This is a genomic window from Cytobacillus sp. IB215665 (genome assembly GCF_033963835.1).
GTDB lineage: Bacteria > Bacillota > Bacilli > Bacillales > SM2101 > Nanhaiella.
On record NZ_JAXBME010000003.1, the window covers coordinates 369,479 to 390,878 of the forward strand.

The 21,400-nt window shown below is 31.6% G+C and carries 18 protein-coding genes; 2 read left to right on the forward strand and 16 right to left on the reverse strand.

The window, feature by feature from the left end; translation table 11 throughout:
• Positions 1–125: 125 nt before the first annotated feature.
• The 11 genes from SLH52_RS05945 to SLH52_RS05995 all read right to left on the reverse strand — a co-directional run bounded on the left by SLH52_RS05945 (position 126) and on the right by SLH52_RS05995 (position 12,126).
• Positions 126–941, reverse strand: a complete 816-nt coding sequence (locus SLH52_RS05945) for an alpha/beta hydrolase (protein ID WP_320208358.1) — start codon at positions 939–941, stop codon at positions 126–128.
• Positions 942–1,135: 194 nt separating this feature from the next.
• Positions 1,136–1,591: a GNAT family N-acetyltransferase gene (locus SLH52_RS05950; RefSeq protein WP_320208359.1), complete on the reverse strand. Its 456-nt coding sequence runs from the start codon at positions 1,589–1,591 to the stop codon at positions 1,136–1,138.
• A gap of 1,040 nt (positions 1,592–2,631) precedes the next feature.
• Entirely contained in the window at positions 2,632–3,933 is a 1,302-nt protein-coding gene (locus tag SLH52_RS05955) for an MFS transporter (RefSeq protein WP_320208360.1), read from the reverse strand.
• A 235-nt stretch (positions 3,934–4,168) separates the two neighbouring features.
• Positions 4,169–4,816, reverse strand: coding sequence for a metalloregulator ArsR/SmtB family transcription factor (locus SLH52_RS05960; protein WP_320208361.1), 648 nt, complete (start codon positions 4,814–4,816; stop codon positions 4,169–4,171).
• Between the two features lie 157 nt (positions 4,817–4,973).
• On the reverse strand, positions 4,974–5,264 hold the full coding sequence (locus SLH52_RS05965) for a GNAT family N-acetyltransferase (protein WP_320208362.1): 291 nt from the start codon (positions 5,262–5,264) through the stop codon (positions 4,974–4,976).
• A gap of 1,226 nt (positions 5,265–6,490) precedes the next feature.
• Positions 6,491–6,835 (reverse strand): cell division protein FtsK, encoded by a 345-nt coding sequence (locus SLH52_RS05970; RefSeq protein WP_320208363.1) that lies wholly within the window; start codon positions 6,833–6,835, stop codon positions 6,491–6,493.
• A gap of 371 nt (positions 6,836–7,206) precedes the next feature.
• Entirely contained in the window at positions 7,207–7,620 is a 414-nt protein-coding gene (locus tag SLH52_RS05975; RefSeq protein WP_320208364.1) for a GNAT family N-acetyltransferase, read from the reverse strand.
• A 280-nt stretch (positions 7,621–7,900) separates the two neighbouring features.
• Positions 7,901–8,266, reverse strand: a complete 366-nt coding sequence (locus tag SLH52_RS05980) for a VOC family protein (RefSeq protein ID WP_320208365.1) — start codon at positions 8,264–8,266, stop codon at positions 7,901–7,903.
• A 410-nt stretch (positions 8,267–8,676) separates the two neighbouring features.
• Positions 8,677–8,970, reverse strand: coding sequence for a hypothetical protein (locus SLH52_RS05985; RefSeq protein WP_320208366.1), 294 nt, complete (start codon positions 8,968–8,970; stop codon positions 8,677–8,679).
• 557 nt (positions 8,971–9,527) lie between these two features.
• On the reverse strand, positions 9,528–11,168 hold the full coding sequence (gene abc-f, locus SLH52_RS05990) for a ribosomal protection-like ABC-F family protein (protein WP_320208367.1): 1,641 nt from the start codon (positions 11,166–11,168) through the stop codon (positions 9,528–9,530).
• Positions 11,169–11,670: 502 nt separating this feature from the next.
• Positions 11,671–12,126 (reverse strand): NUDIX hydrolase, encoded by a 456-nt coding sequence (locus SLH52_RS05995; RefSeq protein ID WP_320208368.1) that lies wholly within the window; start codon positions 12,124–12,126, stop codon positions 11,671–11,673.
• Positions 12,127–12,962: 836 nt separating this feature from the next.
• Here SLH52_RS05995 and secA2 point away from each other — a divergent pair.
• Positions 12,963–15,260: an accessory Sec system translocase SecA2 gene (gene secA2 / locus SLH52_RS06000; protein ID WP_320208369.1), complete on the forward strand. Its 2,298-nt coding sequence runs from the start codon at positions 12,963–12,965 to the stop codon at positions 15,258–15,260.
• 743 nt (positions 15,261–16,003) lie between these two features.
• Here secA2 and SLH52_RS06005 read toward each other — a convergent pair.
• The 3 genes from SLH52_RS06005 to SLH52_RS06015 form a co-directional block, all read right to left on the reverse strand.
• The gene (locus tag SLH52_RS06005; RefSeq protein ID WP_320208370.1) at positions 16,004–16,153 is read right to left on the reverse strand and encodes a hypothetical protein; all 150 of its coding nucleotides are present in this window, start codon (positions 16,151–16,153) and stop codon (positions 16,004–16,006) included.
• Positions 16,154–16,341: 188 nt separating this feature from the next.
• The gene (locus SLH52_RS06010; RefSeq protein ID WP_320208371.1) at positions 16,342–16,530 is read right to left on the reverse strand and encodes a hypothetical protein; all 189 of its coding nucleotides are present in this window, start codon (positions 16,528–16,530) and stop codon (positions 16,342–16,344) included.
• Complete coding sequence (locus tag SLH52_RS06015; protein ID WP_320208372.1) at positions 16,523–17,818, reverse strand: AimR family lysis-lysogeny pheromone receptor; 1,296 nt, start codon at positions 17,816–17,818, stop codon at positions 16,523–16,525. The genes SLH52_RS06010 and SLH52_RS06015 overlap by 8 nt, the downstream gene beginning before the upstream one ends.
• 1,016 nt (positions 17,819–18,834) lie before the next feature.
• Here SLH52_RS06015 and SLH52_RS06020 point away from each other — a divergent pair.
• Positions 18,835–19,350, forward strand: coding sequence for an undecaprenyl-diphosphatase (locus SLH52_RS06020; protein WP_320208419.1), 516 nt, complete (start codon positions 18,835–18,837; stop codon positions 19,348–19,350).
• Positions 19,351–19,416: 66 nt separating this feature from the next.
• Here SLH52_RS06020 and SLH52_RS06025 read toward each other — a convergent pair whose 3' ends face one another.
• A complete protein-coding gene (locus tag SLH52_RS06025) occupies positions 19,417–20,337 on the reverse strand; it encodes a cation diffusion facilitator family transporter (RefSeq protein WP_320208373.1) in 921 nt (306 codons plus the stop codon).
• A 657-nt stretch (positions 20,338–20,994) separates the two neighbouring features.
• Positions 20,995–21,150, reverse strand: a complete 156-nt coding sequence (locus SLH52_RS06030; RefSeq protein ID WP_320208374.1) for a YflJ family protein — start codon at positions 21,148–21,150, stop codon at positions 20,995–20,997.
• Between the last annotated feature and the right edge of the window lie 250 nt (positions 21,151–21,400).

The following is a 21,400-nucleotide window of genomic DNA, read 5'->3' on the forward strand; positions in this document are numbered from 1 at the left end:
CCCTTCTTTCACTTACCAACCTTTAATGGAATTCTTGCTAATTCAACATTCGATCCAAAAGGTGCCTTTCAATTGCAGAGGCAGATCAGCATATTATTATAAGAGTTACTAGATACACCTCTTTGTTACTTTTTCTCTGTTACTCTAGCTAACCAATCCATTATATGTGTATCAAAAACCGCCTTTTGTTCAATTTGTAAGTTATGTCCTGCTTTATCTAAAATTGCAAAAGTAGCTCTTGGAAATTTATCAATTAAATCGAGTGCATCTTTAAACCCAACCATCGAATCTTGCCTTCCAAGAAGAAATACGCTTGGCAGTTCATACAAATCTTGACCTGCATCAAAAGTAAAACTATATTGTTGCTTTATCTTGGCTAAAAATTGTCCATCCGCTATTTTACACCCAGTTAATATTTCATTTTTAAATCTATTAAAATTATATTCATCCTGTATGACTGACACTGAATCAAAACCTTCTCTTTCATCCTTATCTAGTTGCTCTAAAAATTCATTATCTTTATAAACTATGGAGTGATCAGGGAGAGTTCTTTCACTCACTTCAGGAATAATCACTGGACAAATAAATGCAGCTCCGTCCACTTTTTTCTTCCTTTTATGAATAATTCCCTTAGCTAAATAGCCACCATATGATTCTCCCACAACTAAAAAAGACTCATTTGGTATTATATTATCTATAAATTCAATGACTATATCTAACATATCATCAGAATTTTTGACTCCATCATATTCTTTTGTTTTCCCCATTCCTGGAAGATCTATATATATTCTTTTGTAACCCTCTCTTTTTAAAAATACTGGTTCCATGCATCCTGTCATTAACCTCATATCTGGAGAAAAGCCATGAATCATAATAATAGGTTTTCCAGTTCCGTATACTTGATAATGAACTTTTACATCCTTAACTTTTAACTCTGGCATGTTTTTTCACTCCTCCAAAACGAACATATTATCATGTATACAATAATATTATGGAAAAATTAAAATATAACTAAATTTATGTAACTCACTATAAAGTTCATCAATTTTATATAGGCATAAATTCTGCTTCTGAGTTAGATCAATCAAAAACCCTTATTTGCTACAAACCTATGTTCTATTCCTTTTAGTATCTTTTAATCTGTTATATTTTTAATAACAGCCATCTCTTTTCCAAATCTATCGCCATTATCAACAAATCCCAAATTTGCATACAAATGATGAGCTCCCGAATTTTCTGGATTATAACCTACAATAATTTTTTTTGCATCCAATAATTTCACCATCTCTAATATCATTAACTTAGTTGCTTCCTTACCTATACCCTTGCCTTGAAAATTCTTATCAATCATTATTCTGTAAATCCAATAACCGTCAAGTTCTTCTTTTACAGAATTATACATTAAGAAACCTACTAATTTATCTTCGAAATAGATCCCGTAAGGTTTTAATGTAGGTTCAAACTTTGATTGAGCTATAGAAATTGCATTTGGTTCCATATATTTTTCTTGTTCCTTTGATACTTCTAAGCGACAGCACTCATACCAGTTTTCCGAATTTAATTGTTCAAGTCTTACATTAACATTATTCAAAAGAAATTCCCCTTTCAAATTAGGAGAAACGTTAATCAGTCTTTGTTAATATTAGCGCTTCTCCGTTTATGTTGAGAGATAATAATAACATTGGAGTTTGTTTGAATATCTCACTTAGTAGTCATCCCTTATTTTATTGAATGAATTTTTAAACTTTTACAATTATACCATATTCTCCTTTACTAATATTTCCTTTTTTTCTCTCCATATCACCAATCTTTCTATATAAAGTAACCGAAATCGGTTTACCGAAAACTTACACTATTAATATTGTGTAAGAAACTATTTAAAGAATATATCTCTTCTTCAAAAGTGCACCAAATTTTTCTTTGAGGTCGATCAATCATTTCGTTAATCTATATTAGGTAGCATATATACAGGTTAAGGAAATGACTCACTATTCATTAATTCTAAACAAAATTAGGGGACTTCTCTCTTTTCGCCCTCTATGTTAAAAATGCTTGCTATAGCTATTATCCTTCCTACTTTAGCCTTATTGCCTTATTAGTCATACAAAAATAAGAGAAGTGTTCGAATAAAAACCAACACTTCTCTCCTTAATTTCCTCGTGCAATCATCATTATTTACATATCATTTAGTTGCTTATCTTGAAAATTACCAGCAGAACAAGTTGTATGCATTTTCCACCACAAAACCGTCACTTTCAAGTCACAGAAAGTAAAAGCTGAAGTGTATATTTCGACATCTATCGTTTCAACTTCAGGACTTACAATGGTTTATTTATCCATTTTAGTTCAATTAAATATCGAACGCACCATCAGTAATACTTCTAATTATACTTAAAGCATTCATTACAGTTAAGATAAACAAAGAATTTGGACAATGCTTGATAAACACCTTTAAAACTATAAGATGATTATCTTTATTACCAGCTAAACCAAAAACATCTTTACACAGACAAATAGCTGCATAAAATTACTGATAAAATTTGATTCATGAGTATCAGCACAAAAAATTGTACCTTTAATTTTTCATTTGTCGCTACTATTACCACATATTTAATAAATAAGATTAGCGATTTATACAGATTTTTGATTTATTGAGTTTGTTAATACTTTACCTCTACGAGACCAAATGACAGCAGGTATTAGAAGCAAGGAAAGTAATCCTCCACCCAATGATAATGTAACAAAGCTTGTATTAGCCACTACCACACCCGAAAGAGCACCGCCAGAAGCTCCTGCTAATGCAATAAAAACATCAAGTGTCCCTTGTGTTTTTGCACGAGTGGATGGCTCAGTAGAATCAACTATTTGAGCAGTACCACTAATTAAACCAAAGTTCCATCCCAAACCAAGTAAGGAAAGGGCTATAACTAATAGAATCATTGAATCACTTGGCGCGAATGCTGCTAATAAGCCAGCGAATAACAATGTAATTCCCGAAGCTATACTCATTGCTGTTCGACCAACTTTATCAACAAGTACCCCTGTAATAAGTGATGGTAAATACATTGACCCTATATGAAATCCAATAACAATGCCGATTGCAGCTAAGCCATGACCATTATGTTTCATATGCACTGGTGTCATGGTCATAATTGCTATCATTACAATTTGAGTTAGAACCATAACCGTTGCACCGACTGCAAGACCTCTTTTATTATTAGTTTTATTAGGAGAATACGAATTATTTGCTTGCGCATTTTCTTGTTTATAAGCTGCTATCCTTTTTGCAATTTCTAATGGATCAGGACGTAACATAATAAATAGTACAAGACCTGCTAAGATGAATGCTGCAGCGGATAAAATAAAAGGACCTGAAAGAGCTGGAACACCAATGAAAAGAGCAAATTCACCCATTATTTCTACTAAATTCGGACCAGCAACAGCTCCGAACGTTGTCATAACCATTGTAGTACTGATTGCAGTAGCTCGTTGTTTTTTGTTTGCTAAATCCGTCCCTGCATAACGGGCTTGTAAATTTGTTGCAGTACCTGCCCCATAAATTAGGAGGCAAGCAAATAAAAGAATAACATTATTCATTAGGGCAGCAATCACCACTCCAATTGATCCGAGTCCACCTACAATAAAACCTGTCGATAGACCTGTACGACGCCCATATCGCTGAGAGAGTCTCCCTACGATTAAAGCTGCTCCTGCTGAACCTATAGTTATTAGAGCTGAAGGAACTCCAGCATAAGCATCCGTTCCGAGCATTTGTTGGGCCAAAAGAGCACCTACCGTAATCCCCGCCGCAAGACCTGCTCCTCCAAATATTTGTGATAGACTCACAACAAACAACACTCGTTTATATAATTTTTTAAGTTTTTCTGGTGAATTTATATAACTCTCAATCGAATCTTGTTCTTTACTTAACACCCATTATCACCTTCTTGTATTTAGTCATTAAATTGATAATGCCATCCCACTTTGATCCTTCTAACAAATGTACTATTTAAGAGATTGTACACATGAAGATATTTGTTTATTTTCAGCAACTCCACCCATAAGAAAGGTATTTCTTTATGCCTTGAATTATTGGAACATTAGCACATATAGAATCTATCGATGCTTTCTTAGTTTCTTTTGTCCAAAAGGAGCGTTTATTTCATTATTAAACAAATTGATCCCATTCTCTAACACCATCTTCCAATCGAAATGCATTAATACCTTTTGCCTTAAGGATTTCTACTGCTTTTGCCGACATTAAGCAATAAGGTCCCCTGCAATAAGCAACTACATTACTATTGGCAGGCAAAGATGCAAGTTTAGCTTCCAATTCTTCGATAGGACAAGAAACTGCTCCTGGGATATGAGCCTTTTCATACTCTTCCTTCGGTCTTACATCCAACAGTAAAACCTCACCTTTGTCCATTCGGTCTTTAAGCTCTAAAAGAGTTATTCCTTCTATATCAAGTTGATTATTTAAAAACTCTTCTTTAATTTGTTGTACTTGCATATATTGCTTCTCTGATAATGCATGTAATGAATTTAAAAAATTCGAAATTACTTCATCAGCTAGTTCATAAATAACGAAGTTTCCTTCCTTCTTAAACTTAACTAGCTTTGAATTATACAGAGTTTTCAAGTGCTGAGATACATTTGCAACAGACATTGTTGTACACTTTGCTAAAGCATCCACAGACTTAGGGCCATGAGATAACAGGTCAAGAATTTCCAATCGTTTAGGGCTTGATAAACTTTTCCCTATCCTTGCATACTCTTGATATAACATGTCTTTTAAATTACGTTCATTAAGCATGAATAATCTCCTTTCAACTATTCAATAGATTAATTGAATAGTTGAATTATAATCGGAAATTTAATCTTTGTAAATTATTTTGCTTTCAATAAAACACTTACTTTAATATTTTTATTGAGATATCAAAGTATGTATTTTTGTTTCATAAGTTAGCGAATCAACCTAGTCCCTTACTTTGAATAAGAGGGTTAGTTACAATATATACAATGAACCCTGAATTTACGCCTGCAAAATAGTGTCCTGTTGCAAATGAAACAAGTTGATTTTCTTTCATCCCAACTAAGAAGTGATAATTGTTCGGTCTTCTTTCCTTAGCATATTGTAAACTTCTGTAAAAAATATACTGTGGTTCTCTCACTTCAATAGGAAATACTTGATTATATAGCTCCAAAACCCTCTCAAATTCTGTAAAATTCTCCTCTGTAATTTCAACCCACTTTATCGCCATAACAAACTCCTTCATTTAATATGCCCATAATTATACTACTAGATTATTATTCCTAGTTCCATGATTTAGCGTATTAAAGACATGGATTTTAAGAACATTTATTTAGATAAGATATATAACAGAACACAAAATGAAAAAGCCAGATCCTTCAAAATATGTTATGAAAGATTAGGCTTTTCATCTAAATTATAATTGAGTAACGATAAAATTTTTTATTGGTTCCTTAATAGTTAAAGAATAATTTTGAGGAACACTTGTAAATTTTCGAGAATTAAATGTATGCACATAGCTACTTAAATACTCAATCAATATAATTACTTTGATTTACCTTTAATTTGCCTTAGTAATAAATATAACTTATAACATATGGTAGACTCTTTCAATTATTTACTACAATGCATTTCTCCAATTCTGTGATAACATTACAAAGAAAGTTATAAGTATAGAGGTGTGTTATGGAGTTACTTTATAATTACATATTTATTTTAATATTTATGAATTCGATGCTATTTTTTATATTGTATTTATTCAGAAAGAAACATCTCGTGGCAGTGAATAGAAAACGAGTACTATTAGGATATTTTGTTTTTTTAATAGGTAGTGTTACCCAGTCTTCATTTTTAGTACTTTCATATTTTTATCCAGATGGAATCTATATTAATAATGGTATAGGCGGGCTCTGGGTGATGATTTTCTTTGCCTTAGCTGGAAACATAGTATCTTACCTCATTACAAACATGATATTTTTGAGGAAACGTAGTTTATAATAGAAGTTTTATATCCCAACCCACAATTCCAAAAACTTCCATTTGTATTAATTTAGACTGATTTCGTATAGATTGTTGTATTTAGTACGTTAAATATACACGTATGCTTCTCGCTTTTATCTTCTAGCATAGGAACGATAGTTAAAAAGTTTACGATTAGAGCTTTAAAAACGATCCTGTTCATAAGAAAATTCAAAAGCCAATAATAGAGGATTTTTCTATTTCTAAACCGCAAATAAAGTGGTCAAATATACTCTTAGAATATCGAAGGAGTTACGGTATTATAAAATATATAGAATGTTGAAAAGTTATAGTGCAAGTAAATCTCTTAAACCGTTCCTGCCAAAGGATAATAATATTAATATCCATTATCATTTGATTGTGTTCTTTACATAGTCCTCAAATGATAATGGATTCCTAGATCTATTAAAGAAGAAAATTGGTTAACACAGTATATTTTTATATTATGAGTTTATGATCAAATCCTCGCACATACATATACAAACCAATTAGAGCCAATATTAACCCTATATAAAAAGTCCAAGGGTTATCTTCACTTGCCTTTTCAAAAGTACCATAAGCAATGATACCGAACATAAGCGTTACAATAGGTAAAACCAGCAATTTATATCCGAAAGCAAAAGAAATGCCTCCTAAGGTCATCACTATTAATCCATAGGGGTTTGTCCTCTTAATTTTTTCAATAGAGGCTTGTTCAGTACTTGATAACCCCTCATCTTCATACTTATAGATTTTTTGTTTTAATGTATTAAGTAATACAATGGTTCTTTTGAAGTTACTCAAAATTTTTCCTCCAACTTCTTCCCTTATTACATTACTTTAAATTACAAACCATAATATAGCAATTAATGATACATGTTATATGTTAAAATTTCACATTTCCAAACCTTCTATTACTTTAATAACAAACTGTGTTGGTCTATGTTAAGTACTATAAAAAAGGCACGACTTAGATAAACGCACCAGCCCAAACATTAATAGGCATGTCCATAGAGGTATTATGTGAAACTAGTATAACTTAAGACCCAAAATCTAACAACTGAACTATCACTTAACTTTTTTATGTCCAAAATGTTGTTTTAGATCTAATTATGTATTTTGAACTTTCAGTAGTACTTAGACAGAACATAGTCATTAACTAAAACTAAAGGTTTTTAGTTTTTAAATATCCAAACTTTAAAACTAATATTTTGTTCTTGTAAATGCCAACCTGATTTAAAATAATATTCATTAAATTTTGATTCGATAGGGCATAATGCATAGATTGGTAAATCATTGATAGTGCGTAACATCTTCTTCAACAACCCTTGCCCCCGAAAATCTTCATTTATAGCAAATTGATATAACGAAATGCTATTGGATGTTTTTTTTCTATAAAATCGAAAAGCGCCTACTATTTGATTATCTACTATAGCCACAATCAGCTGCTTTCTCCATATGGCTGCTTGAATTCCAAGAGGGCAAAAAAATTCTTCAGAATAAATACCACTATTATTGCGACACAAATTTCTTTTGAAGAATGACACGATTTTTGGTGCATCTGTTATATGTCCTAAGGCTACCTTCACCGTTTTTCCTCCTTAATTATGTAGCTTTCTCTTATCTTTTCGAAAGGCTGCTTTCAATTAGATTGTTTTTTCGTATTAATAAATAACCATGAAAAAACTAGATTTTTTTGGAATCTGTTCTTCTATAAAACGGTGGGGTAAAATGACATCTTTAGCTTCTAGTTTCAGTGCGATAGCTATAAATTATACGAAAAAAACCTAGCTAAAAGAACTGAAAAACTAGTAACATGTTGTCTCTAATTACAGTTCTATATAGCTTCATCACAATAATCGCAACCTCTTATTTTCCAACTAGCACAAATACATTTTTATCAAGTGATTCCATTACAGCAACATGACCAGACTCAGTTGAAAACGGCTTTTTAATCCATGTTATCTCTGTATTTTTGCTAAGTTCTTGATAAGTTATATTGACGTCATCTACTAGAATTTCAACATCTGTGACATTGATATTTGGATCATTTTGTAAAACAAGCTCTGAACTATTTTCTTCTGGGAATTTCAACCCTATGATTGTCCACGTTCCACCACTATCTAACTTTCTTTCTACCTTCCAGTTTTGTTTTAATCCTAAAGAAAGATAAAAATTGGTAGATTTTTGAATATCATCTGTATAAATTGCAACACATTCTAATTTCTTAAACATAAATTCTCCCCCTAAATGGTATATTTTACTTATAACAATAATGTACCATCCAACAACGACAATTTATGTCGTAATTAAAATGGACAAAATGTACGTTCTAATTGAGATGATAATATAAAAAAGCCTAATTTCTTAATATCAAATAAAGAAATTAGGCTATTCAGTTTATAATTACTAAGCAGTAGCATGGATTACTTTATATACTGAAATAAAAAATAAGAATAAGAAAACAACGATTGCTAAGCTAGACAATTTAACCATTTTGCAGATCCAGCAAACTTCCACAAAATAAACGATGAAACATCCCTGGTTTTCGTAATTTAAAACCTTTCAAATTTTATATACTTCTATGATATTGATAGCCCGCTTTGGTAGCCTAATAGAATCACATACTACAAAAATATTATTGCTTAATACTTCCTTAATGGACAATCCCAATCAAATCTAATTGCAGCATCTACATATTCTCTCAAGTATTTTACATCGTTTGACTCAAGCTGAATGGGGGCAAGCGTAACATAGCATACGTTTGAGGTATAATTAATTGCTACCCTTATAATCTCACTCTCAGAGGCATCTTCATAAAGATGGTCACAAATAAAATCACCTTTGTGGGGGATTACATTGGAACTAAAATGCTTGTAGATCTTCTCATATTTGCTATCGTCTTCTAACTGAATTATTTGTTTTAGTGCGATCTTCATTATAAAATTCCCCCTCATTATTTACGAAATACTTTCTATTCGTAACACTATAACTTTAAATATTGCCACTAACTATTGGGACAAGATATTTCTATGACAAAATACCCCATTCTCTTCTCAAGCGAAGATTAAAGAGCTAGAATGATATTCTGTATTCAAAAAATAGTTTCGTACAAAATTTATTCACGTATACATCTAGATTTCGTGGCTCTTTTCTTCTATAAAACGATAATTGTTGAGTAAAGCGACACCTTAATTTTCTATTGTAGGAACTATAGTAACAAAGTTTACGATAAAAGCCTTTGCAAAAAAAGTCAGTTAAAATCCGCATTATCAGTTGATCCAATTGTTCTCAATTTGAGCTTATGACCTCACCTACAATGAAATTCTCTTATTACAACATGTATTTTATAACAAATGTAATTGTTTGTAATCTATAATCATACCTACTGTGTTTATATAAGCCAAAAATTTTTTATAAAAAAAATGTCTTTTTTATAACAGAAACACGCCACAAAGAATAACTAAAACATGATGCTAGATGATTCTACAACGAATCATTGAAGATCTTTTATTAATTTTGTAAGCTCTTTAAATCTAACATCAAGTTCCTCATACTCTTTGTTATTTGGAGCCATACAGCTAAGCTTCCCTAAAACTTCTTGTCGTTCGGTATCAAGTGTTAAACGTAATTCTTCATTATCATCTCTTGTGTATAAAGATTCTTTCCCATTAATTTGCTTATAAATAGTATGATTTGAAAATACGAGTTTAGCGTTTGTTGTTCTATCAAGAAAATAACGATCATGTGACACAACCAATAGAGTGCCATTATATATTTCTAATGTTTCTTCAAGTTGTTCACGAGAAGGCAAATCTAAATGGTTCGTGGGTTCATCTAGGATGAGTACATCTTTTTCTTCTAGAATATATTTCATTAATTTACACTTCACACGCTCACCCATACTCATGTTCTCAATCGGTTCTGTCCACTGACGGTCAAGGAACCCTAAATGTTTCATTAAATTACGTACGTGTCCTCTCTCTGCAAATGACTCTTTGTCGAATAACTGTTTGGGAGTTTGAAAAAGAGGCAAGTCAAATACCTCTTGAGTTAAATAGCCGATATTTGCTGCTGAAGAAACCCATATATCTCCTTTAGTAACTACTTCTTTTCCAGCAATCATATTTAAAAAGGTAGTTTTTCCACTACCATTTGGGCCTAAAACTGCAACCTTTTCTCCATGCTGAATGGTAAAATTAGCATCTTTAAAAAGCTTTTGTCCTTCAAAAGATTTTGCTAAATCTTTTACTTCTAAGAACCGCTTCCCGACTTTATTGCTTGCTATTAATGAAAAATTAATTTGGTACTCAGCCTTAGGTGCCTCAACTTTCATTTTTTCAAGTTCTTTTGCAAGACGTCTTTCTTTTGATTTTACCTGTGAATCCATTCGCTTAGCTTTTACTCGATAATATTCTTTAAAACCTTCCTGTTTTGTTGATTGAGCATGAGCAGACTTTGCCCATGATGTTAGTTGGTTCATTTGACCTTCTATTCGTTTTATCATTTTTTGTTGTTTCTCATATTCACGCTGTTGAGTTAGTCGCTCTCTTTCACGATATTCCAAAAAACTGGTGTAGTTACCACAATGACTAATAAGTGTTTGATTTTCAATTGACCATATTTTTGTTACAACTTTATCCAAAAAATAACGATTATGTGATACGAGAATAATAGTACCCTTATAACTATTAAGTTTTCTTATAAGGAAATCCAAACTCTGTTCATCCAAGTGGTTTGTTGGTTCATCGAGCAATAAAATGTCAGCATTTTTGGCTAGACCTTTGGCAAGACGTGCTTTTAATTTTTCTCCTCCACTTAAACTTAAGTAGTCACAGTTTGGAACATTCCAACTCTTTAATAACACTTCCTCTTGGGGTGTAACCTCACCAAGAAAATAAGACTCTTTTTCTTGTTCAATCATAGTAATTGTAAGATCATTTTGTACGTGTTTTATATGTCCTCTTGTTGATGGAAGGTCACCGTTCAGTAATTGTAATAAAGTTGATTTACCAGCACCGTTTTTACCTATGATTCCGATAATATCCCCTTGTTGTACATTCGTATTTATATTTTCAAAAATATTATGATCTTCAATTTCAGCTTTTATATTTTGTAACTGCAGTAGTTCTAACATAAAACATCACCCTTCTTTTTCAGGGAGAATAAAAAATCCTCCCAAATAATTTTGGAAGGATTAGTCAAAAAGCATTTTTGCCGTACTCAAAAAAGCTACTTATCATTACAGCTCTTTAGTATATAGAAAAATGGGCAGACTAATCCTAAGTTTTTATTATTTGAAATATATAATTTCAAAAACTAAAAGTTAGGTTAGTTAACCATTGTCCACCCATCATTCCTTTCGTTTAATAGTAAATACAATTTTAACACTATACCAAGGGTTATTCAACAATTTGCAAATTTTGAAACAATGAAGCCTATCTTTTTCTAGACTAGTTCCAGTTTGTTTGAATTAGATGCTTCAAATATGATTTCTCTCTTGATTTACAACACTTAACTTATTTTTGGAGGTGATGTCAATTGTAATGGATATGGCCATTATTGCTATGAAACTACTTCAATTTGAGGAATACCTATTTTTATTTGAAATGGGCTCTTATTATTTCTTAAACGCGCTATTAGTAGATTACATATAATCGCTTCAAAGCTTCATTAACTGCCCAACTTTGATGTTCATGAAATAAGTCCTTAATTGCTTTTGATGGTTCAATCCATTCTAGAAAATGGTCTTTTTCTATTGGTTCACTTGTTTCCTTACCAATATCACATATATAAAAATAACCTTCACTGAAAAAGTACTTTAATTCATTAGTTGAATAAAAATACCTATTAGCACATCCTATAAAAGCACCAATATTAATGTCCATTCCCATCTCTTCTTTAGATTCTCTTCTTAAACATTCCTCATGTGTCTCGTTTCCTTCTATTCCACCACCAGGAAGAAAGTAATTTCCATCGGCTGTTTTAATTATGGCTACTCTTTTGTTGTGTCTATTGAAGATTACACAATAAACCGCACGTCTTAAATTGTATTCTATTCCTGCTTCTTTTTTTCCAAATGTTATAATATCCACGAAATTAATTCCCCTTTTGTTCTAAAATTCTTCTTAAACACTGCTTCACTAACATCAATTATTTAAATTTTTCCAAACAATCTTTTCTTCCATATTATAGTTGTTTTTCATAATAAGAAATATATCCCATTTCCAATTTGAATTTCTAGAAGTTTTAAAATGGTAAAAATAAACTAATCATGATAAAATATTTTATTATTATTCTATGTTGTGTATTTTTATAAAATCTAAAATTCACTACCTCATCCTCTTGGAAAAAAACAATAACAGAATAATGTCCTCTGAGAATCAATCCTTTTTAAACAAATATGATGAAACACTATTCAGTTTTATTATGATATCATCATACTCTTTTGTACGTTTGATTTATACTTTGAGTAATAAATTTCCTGTTTGTTTCTAATTACTATACGAAAGGCTCTTTTCGTAAACTTTGTTACTATAGTTCCTACAATAAAATTAAGATGTCGCTTTTCTCAACAATCATCGTTTTATAGAAGAAAAGATGCCACGAAATTTAGGCGAATACGTGTATAATTTTTAGTACGAAAAACAACATTCTATTCGAAAACAGTCCTACCAAAGGCTCTTTTTGTAAACTTTGTTACTATAGTTCCTACAATAGAAAATTAAGATGTCGCTTTACTCAACAATCATCGTTTTATAGAAGAAAAGATGCCACGAAATTTAGATGTATACGTGCTTACATCATAGAACGTATAACAACAATCAATGCCAAAACAGCTTTATTTAAAGTAAACAATTTGGACTGAAAAACTTAAACCTTATAAAAGTCACTAATTAAAGAAGCTACATATTTAGGAGGTTTTCTTCGGATGAATCAAAATACTAATTCTGTTTTGGATAAAATCACTTTTGCTTACAACAAACATAAACTTAGAAAATATAAAGAAAATGTAAAAAAGATTAAAACATTTCGTTTCGAAACCTGGAAAAAAAATCGAATGAAACAACGCTCTTTAACATTAATGCAGCAAGCGAAAAGCGGTACATCTCTTGAAGAATTATTAATTGAAGCCTATGCATTAGTTTACGAAACAGTAAAACGAGTATTGGGATTTCAGCTCTTTGATGAACAGCTTATAGCAGGGATGGCTCTTCATGAAGGAAAAGTTATTGAAATGCAAACTGGGGAGGGTAAAACAGTTGCAGCTGTTCTCCCTGCTTATTTAAATGCATTGCTGGGAAAAGGCGTACATATTCTAACCTTTAATGACTATTTAGCAACAAGAGATGCTAAATGGATGGGTGTTATTTATAACTATTTAGGTTTATCAGTTGGTTTTATTAAAGAAGGGATGGATAAAAAAGCTAGAAAGGAAGCGTATGATGCTGATATTACTTACTTGACCGCTAAAGAAGCAGGTTTTGATTACTTGAAAGATTCCATTTGTTATGATAACAAATCAATAGTTCATCGCCCTTTTCACTTTGCATTAGTAGATGAAGCAGACTCTATTCTTATTGATGAAGCAAGGGTTCCTCTTGTCATTGCAGACAAAGAATCTACTTCACAGGAAGATCGGAAACAATTCACAGCAATCATAAGAAATTTACAACAAGGGATAGATTATGCAACTGACGAAAATGAACGAAATGTGTATTTAACAGAATTAGGAATAAAAAAAGCAGAACAATTGTTATCCTGTGAGAACTTATTTAGGAATGAAAACGTCGATACGATGGCCTCACTCCATTGCGCTCTTCATGCTGAAGTTTTACTAAAAAGAGATATCCATTACATTATTCGAGGAGGTAGGATCGAGTTAATCGATGAACTTACTGGCAGGATTGCAGATAAAAGACATTGGCCAGATGGATTACAAGCTGCAGTAGAAGCAAAGGAAGAATTGAATATTCAATCCAGTGGAAAAATATTAGGTTCAATTACTTTGCACAATTTTTTAAATTTATATCCAAAAATAAGTGGGATGACTGCAACCGCAAATTCATCCATTAATGAATTTACAGAAATCTACAATTTAGAAGTGATTACGGTTCCATCTCATAAGACATGTTTAAGAACGGACTACCCACATTGTGTGTTTACTCACAAGGAAGCAAAACAAAAAGCGTTGGTGAAGGAAATTAAAACAGTTCATCTAACAGGCCGTCCTATTTTAATTGGAACTAGTAGTGTAGAGGAATCTAACAACTTGGCAATTAATTTAAACGCAACGGGTATACAGTGTAATGTTCTCAATGCAAAAAATGATGAGTTGGAAGCCGAGATTATTTCACAAGCAGGAAGGTTAGGGGCAGTTACAGTTTCAACTAATATGGCAGGTCGTGGCGTTGATATATTGTTAGGTGGGGGCTGTGCTGATGAGTATGAAAAGGTAGTAGGATTTGGTGGGCTATATGTTATAGGAACAAACCTACACGAAAGCAGTCGAATCGACAATCAGCTACGGGGGAGAGCGGGTAGACAAGGTGATCCTGGTGCTACAAAATTTTTCATTAGTCTAGAAGATGATTTACTTATCCGTTTTGGCATTTCTAAAGTAATACCCCCAAAGCATCGCACATTAAAACAAGATACACCTTTAACAAGTTCAAAGGTGATTCAAAAAATAGATCATATCCAACGAGTAGTGGATGGGGAAAATTTCGAGATACGAAAAACATTAAATAAGTACTCAGATATTCTTGAACAACAACGTTGTATAATTCTTAAAAAACGTCACGATATTTTATTGGATCGTGCAGTCGGGAATTTATTCTCCACAAAAGAACCTGAAAAGTATGAAAATCTATGTAAACAATTAGGAAAAACGAAAATGCATCACATTGAAAAACGTATTACATTGCTCCAAATAGATCTGTGTTGGGCTGAACATTTGGATTATATTGAATATATTAGGGAGGGGATACATCTTGAAAGTGTAGCTAAAAAAAATCCGTTAGATGAATTTCACAAATTGCTCATATCAGCTTTTGATAAGTTGTCCGATAAGATTGAACAAGGAATGATGAATCAATTTCATGCTATTGTCCCTAAAAAAGAAATTAATATGGAAATGAAAATTTTAAAGCATCCTTCGGCAACTTGGACGTATATCGTAAATGATAACTTTGTTACTAGAAAAGACTCTTTATTTAAATTGTTATAAATACGGGGGATACCCTTCATTTTATTTAGACAATATTAGGTTTAGTTAATACCTTTCCTATGTCGTAAAGTTAAGAAAAAATGTATCTACAACTATAAGGAATTATTTAAACTTTGTTACTATTGATACCTAACTAGAGCCGTAATAACCAATCTTATATAGTAATGTTAAGAATTTCAAAAATGTTCCCTAAGAAAGACGTATTTTTGATACCACTAATTTCGTTACATATTATGCAGTTAATTCCTTACTTGATAACATAGTCCAGTCGGGGTATTTGAAACCACTTAGCATAAGTCCTTATAAAATTCCCGACTGTTCTTCACAAGCTTAAAATTCTCAATAATTTCTTCGCACTAATCTTAATGAAGTTCTATTTGCTCTACCTTCGTGGTCAGGATCATTAAATTAGCAAAGTCTCATAAATGTTCTAGGAGATACTTTTCAGTTACTTCACTAATCATTAGTCTCGGTATTTTTGTCTCATTAAATCATCTTTAATCTGTATAATTTGATTCTTTACTTTAAGGTATATAACTCTAATAATTACTAAAAACAAGTGAATTGAATAAACTCTAACTGACCTGTTTTTCGAGTAGCTAGGTTGATACTAGAAGGAAACTAGTATCTTCATTCTAACCATTTCATTACAGTGAGCTCCGAGTATCTTCGTTGCTTGTTCTATTAATTCAGTTTTATTACATGCTCTCTTCGAGTCTAGCTACCTCATTTTAGTCAAAGAATCATTTATGAAATTTCCATATATCTTTATCCATTATTTCAATCACTTTTTTTGAGATTTCGTCTATTTCACATAAGATTTTTGAGTTTTTTTCTTCCTGAACATTATTAATATGAGTGTTTTTTTGTACTTCAGTTTTAGGATTTTCCATATTAATTATCAACTCCTGTATAGGGTTTTGCCAACATCATGTTGGTTACGCTTATTTAAAGTAATTTTTAGGATGTAATTTTTTTCTATGCACTTATAGAAAAATGTCCTACTCCCGTAAAAGTACGAAAGACGTTACTCTATAAAGAGTAACGTCTTTCAAACCTAAAATATTAAATTAATAACTTATCAACCAGCTGGGAGTATTTCATCAGCTTTTAATGGTACAATTTTTACCTTTGGTTTATCAATATTGATAATTAAAGAATCTTCTTTAAGTTCACCATTTGCTGCACTTGCGTTTTGAGTATTTATAGTTAATGCTAAGGTAGCAACTATACATAAAGTCATCGTAAAAAATATCACTTTCTTAAACATAAAGACTTTTCACCTCCGCGTAGTATAATGCATTTACAGGATACTTGTCTTGCCCGAGCTTTAGAAGAGCTTCTTTTGGTAACATCCCAAAAAACCTGTCTCCTCCTTGCTTTATATATAGTTCTAACGACATCCAGTGATATTTTGAATCGTCAGTAGCAAGACCTCTCAACCAAAGTCGTTGGGCTCTAGTTCCTTCTTTATTATCAAGTTGATCTAGAATATGTATAGCTTCTTCATTCCTAGAATGTTTTATTAGCCAATAAGCCTTGTTTTGTTCATGTTCTATTTCTTCTATCTTTATGTCCATGCTTACATGAATTTTAAAGAATTGAATTTTTTTAACTACTAATAATGCAGCGCTATCCATCCCTATTTTTGTATAAATATCTAATGCTTTTTCAAAATACTCTATTGCTTTTTGAGCATTAATATATGCCCAAGTCCATCCCAATGTAACATAGCTATAAGCATTTGTTTTTAAATCTAAAGCAAATTCTAAGGGTTTATATGAAAAATTTCTAGCTTCCTCAAAATTGCAATTTCTTAAATTTATTGTTTGTTGTAACACATAATACTTAGTTTCTGAGAAAGACTTGTAATGGGAGTCTTGAATACCATTAATTAATGCTTCGACTCCTACTAGCTCTTTCAGCGATTCAGTAAAGTACTGTAAATCATGATATATGTATGCAATAAGTATTCGCTTATAAACTGTACTAACTAGATCACTATCAGGTATCTTATAGTTTGCAGCTTCATCACATAATTCTAGTAGCTTGTTTTTTTGTTCTTCATGGTTATTTTCAGCATTTCTAGGGTCGTTCCAACTTTTCATGCTTTTTTCTAACTCTATTTTTCGCTTGTAATTTATATGAGTTAAGGTTCCGTATCGCTTTAAATTCGGATTATTTTGATAGTTTAATGCAATATTCGTTAGTTTCTTAAGTTCCTTAAGATAGTTATTTTGGTCGCAGTACATCATCGCTGACATAATCAATTCTGGTTTTTCATCTATCTCCTTAATAAATTTTAGCATAATCTGTTTTTCATGGAAAGTGCCTGCAAGAGTATCAAAGGCTCGTACACAAGCTAAAACCCAGTAAAACTTAGCAACTTTTTTCCCGTTTAAATACTTATTTAACCACTTTTCTTCTATTAAATCGTTCTCATGTTTATCTTTACCGACCATTTCTCTAATTTTCACTTGTGTTATCCGATGCTTTAACATCAATTCTTTTAAAATTTGACCAGACGTTAGTTCTCCATTAATCAACGTATTACTCAAAACATTGCACCCTCTCAAGTCAAAAATTTAACAAGCTAATCTTATCCTTTACTGATAAGATTAGCTTAGCCGTCGCTTATATAAGGAATATGAAGCTAACTGTGTTTATAATTGAGTACTTAAATTTTATGTTAAAAATTCATTCATTACATATTATTCTTAAGAGAATATTAATTTTGCTATATATAATAATTCTAGTACACCATATAATCCATTGAAAACGTCATATTTTACGCTGAGAGACCATTTTATGTCATTTAGTGAAGGTTTTTATGTTTTTCCTTTGATTTCCTTAAAATATAATCAATATATTTATTTCCCAGGAGTCAATCTTACAAAAGATGTAAATTATGAAGTATAACCCCAACTTGAATACGATGAATATTCAGATCGTTAAATTCCACGATTAACTTAACTTCTTCTTTAGCATAAACGGAATTTTTATTAACCTTAATAGGTACAAGGGGTATATTTTAAACTTCCTATTTATTTCAATGTTAAACATTCGATTTTTCCGATGAATTAAAAAACAAACTTTCACATAGTCTTTTTATGCACTATGTTAGCCTAATGATCGTATTCTATAAGGAAGCTGTTTTGTGTATAGTTGGTTGCTTGTTTACAATTAAAACAATTTGTTGAGGTTCGTTGAAATGAAGTACTACAATTGTTAGTTGTAAATTTTTTGTACGCAAAAATAAAACATTGAGGAAAAAGGTGAATAGCATGTTCAACAGTCGGTGGCAAAGTCCCCGTTATCAAACACCTCAAAACTATCCATTTAAAAATAATAAATGCTGTGTGTATCAAGACAGAAACAACCCCAATGGACCTACATATGGGATTTGTGTTCCCCTATTAGTAAAATGCCATGTAGCTGAAAATGGTTTTGTTAAAGTAGCAGAATATGAAGTACCATACAATTGTTTTGGTTGTGTAATGTATGGAAGATAATAAATCTCTTTATTACATGTATATTTCATTAGAGGGAATAGTAAATATATATGCTTAATGAGGTGGTTTTTTTGACAAACAAATCTTGTAATAGACATTCTTCTTTGTTGGATATACTAATGATTTTCATTTCAAATAACGTGCGTTTTATATTTATTTTCATACTTGGTGTGCTGTGGTTTCGTGATCATTTCAGCAAAAAAATCGTTATAAATTCAGTTGTATCAGTTGTGATCACTTTAATTACGAACTCTTTAATAAAGTTATTTGTCTATAAGCCTCGACCTTTTATTTATAACCGTGTAGGAATACTCATACCCTCTAAAAAGGATTCTTCGTTTCCAAGTAAACATACTATTTTAGTATTTGCCGTATCAACTTCTATCCTCCTCTATGAACGAACCCTTGGGTGTCTCATGTTAGGTCTTTCAGTGTTAACAGGTATTTCTCGCGTATGGGTTGGTCATCATTATCTTTCTGATGTGATTGGAAGTGCATTTATTGGAAGCTTAACAAGCATTATAGTTAACAAAGCTTCTAGGATTTATAAACGTTTCATGTACAAAAATTGTTATTGAGCCATATACTTAGCTTAAAAAGAAGATGATTGCTTTAAAAATGCAATCATCTTCCTTATGCTATTATTAGTTACAATGCACTTCTGATGTAGAACAATCTGAATTTAAATGATCAATTTGTATCGTCGTATGGTTAATGTGGTACTTATCTTTTAATAATTTTGTTGCTTCATTCAATACCCTCTCATAATTATCACAATCTCCTATTTTAATGTGACAACTTAAAGACAAAAAGTCGGAGCTTATTGCCCACACATGTAAGTCATGAACATCAATGACATGAGAGATAGACAATAGCTGTTCTTTAATATCCCCTACATCAACCCCTGGAGGGCTACCCTCCATTAATATGTGTAAAGAATCTCTCGTTACCCTCCATGCGCTTATAATGATAAGAATTGCAACAACAACACTAGCAATTGGATCGGCCAAATTCCAACCAAAGAACATGATAAGTAAGGCAGCTATGATCGCACCAACTGATCCTAACAAATCCCCTAACACGTGTAAAAATGCACTTCGGATATTTAGATTGTCACTCGTATCCCCTTTTAGAAGAATAAAGGCTACGATAATATTTACGAGTAGTCCAATTGATGAAATAATTAGCATACCTTTACTAATTACATGAGGTGGTGCCAAAAGTCTGTTATATGCCTCCCAAAAAATATAAATAGATATAATAACTAAAGTAACTCCGTTTAATAGTGCAGCTAATATTTCAAATCGCCTATATCCAAAAGTTTTCTCTAATGTTGGTTGCTTTTCTCCAAACTTCATTGCCAAAAAGCTTAACCCTAGTGCTGCTGCGTCACTTAACATATGCCCTGCATCTGATAATAGTGCCAAGCTATTTGTTAGCACTCCTCCGATTACTTCTATAATCATATACGTACTAATGATAAAAAAAGATATTTTTAACGTCTTTTTATTTACATTATGCGTGTGACTATGTCCGTGATCATGATGAGCATGTGAATGTCCCATGGCGTTACCTCCCAAAAAGTTTGTGTTAGTATTATTCTTTTCAATTGGCTGTTTTCTCATTAATTGTTGCTTTTCGTACTAAGAGCCAAACACGTACACAACGAGAGTTCGTGGCATCTTTCCTTCTGTACAACAATGACTAACCATGTAAAACCACTTTTTTTTGGTGCTAATTGGATAACAATAGCAACAAAGTTTACGAAAAGAGCCTTTCAATTATTACTTCATTACACACTTATTTAATATATGATCATTTATTCATATATTAAATATAAAGTCTTCATCTTTAGAAGTCAATGATTTATTATACAGCTTTAGCGTTTAAATCATATAGTAAGTATATCTTATTACACACGTATGAGACAAAGTTTCATACCATATATATGAATAAGCTTCTTATTACATTGAAAGGAGTATTCCGTATGCTCGATACGATCGATTGGAAACTTATCTCCTTTGTCTCATATACATTATTCCATGAATACGTCACTTACATTAGAATTCCACAAATCTGTTATTGGGAAAATGCAAAACAAGACGCTATAAGAAAAGAGTAAATAAAGCTCAACCACATCACAAGGTGATGTGGTTAAACATTCTTCACATAACATGTTAATGTTGAAAACGTACTGATTACATCATTGCAGATGTGAAATATTATTTATTTTTTGTTTTATTTATTTGATCCAAATATAAGTTACGTAAGGTTGATGTCTTATAAAGCTCTAACCTTCTCATTTCAGTCGGATGGATATTTATCCCCATGTTTTTCAATTGCTTTACGTACCAACCTTTTGAACCAGGATATGCCATACATCATTCTCCTTTCTCCTTATCGCTTGTCCTATATATATGCAACAAGGAACAGGAGAATGACCATCATATTTTTTTATCATTTTATTTCAGTCGTTTTAGACTATCAGTTGTTAAAGCTTGCTGCATTTCCCTCTAAAATATAAGTACGTATACATCTAGTGTTCGTAGCATCTTTTCTAATTTAAATTGAAGTCAATTTCACGAAATTATTAATTGCTGTTTTCAATAGCAACACAGTTTAGGAAAA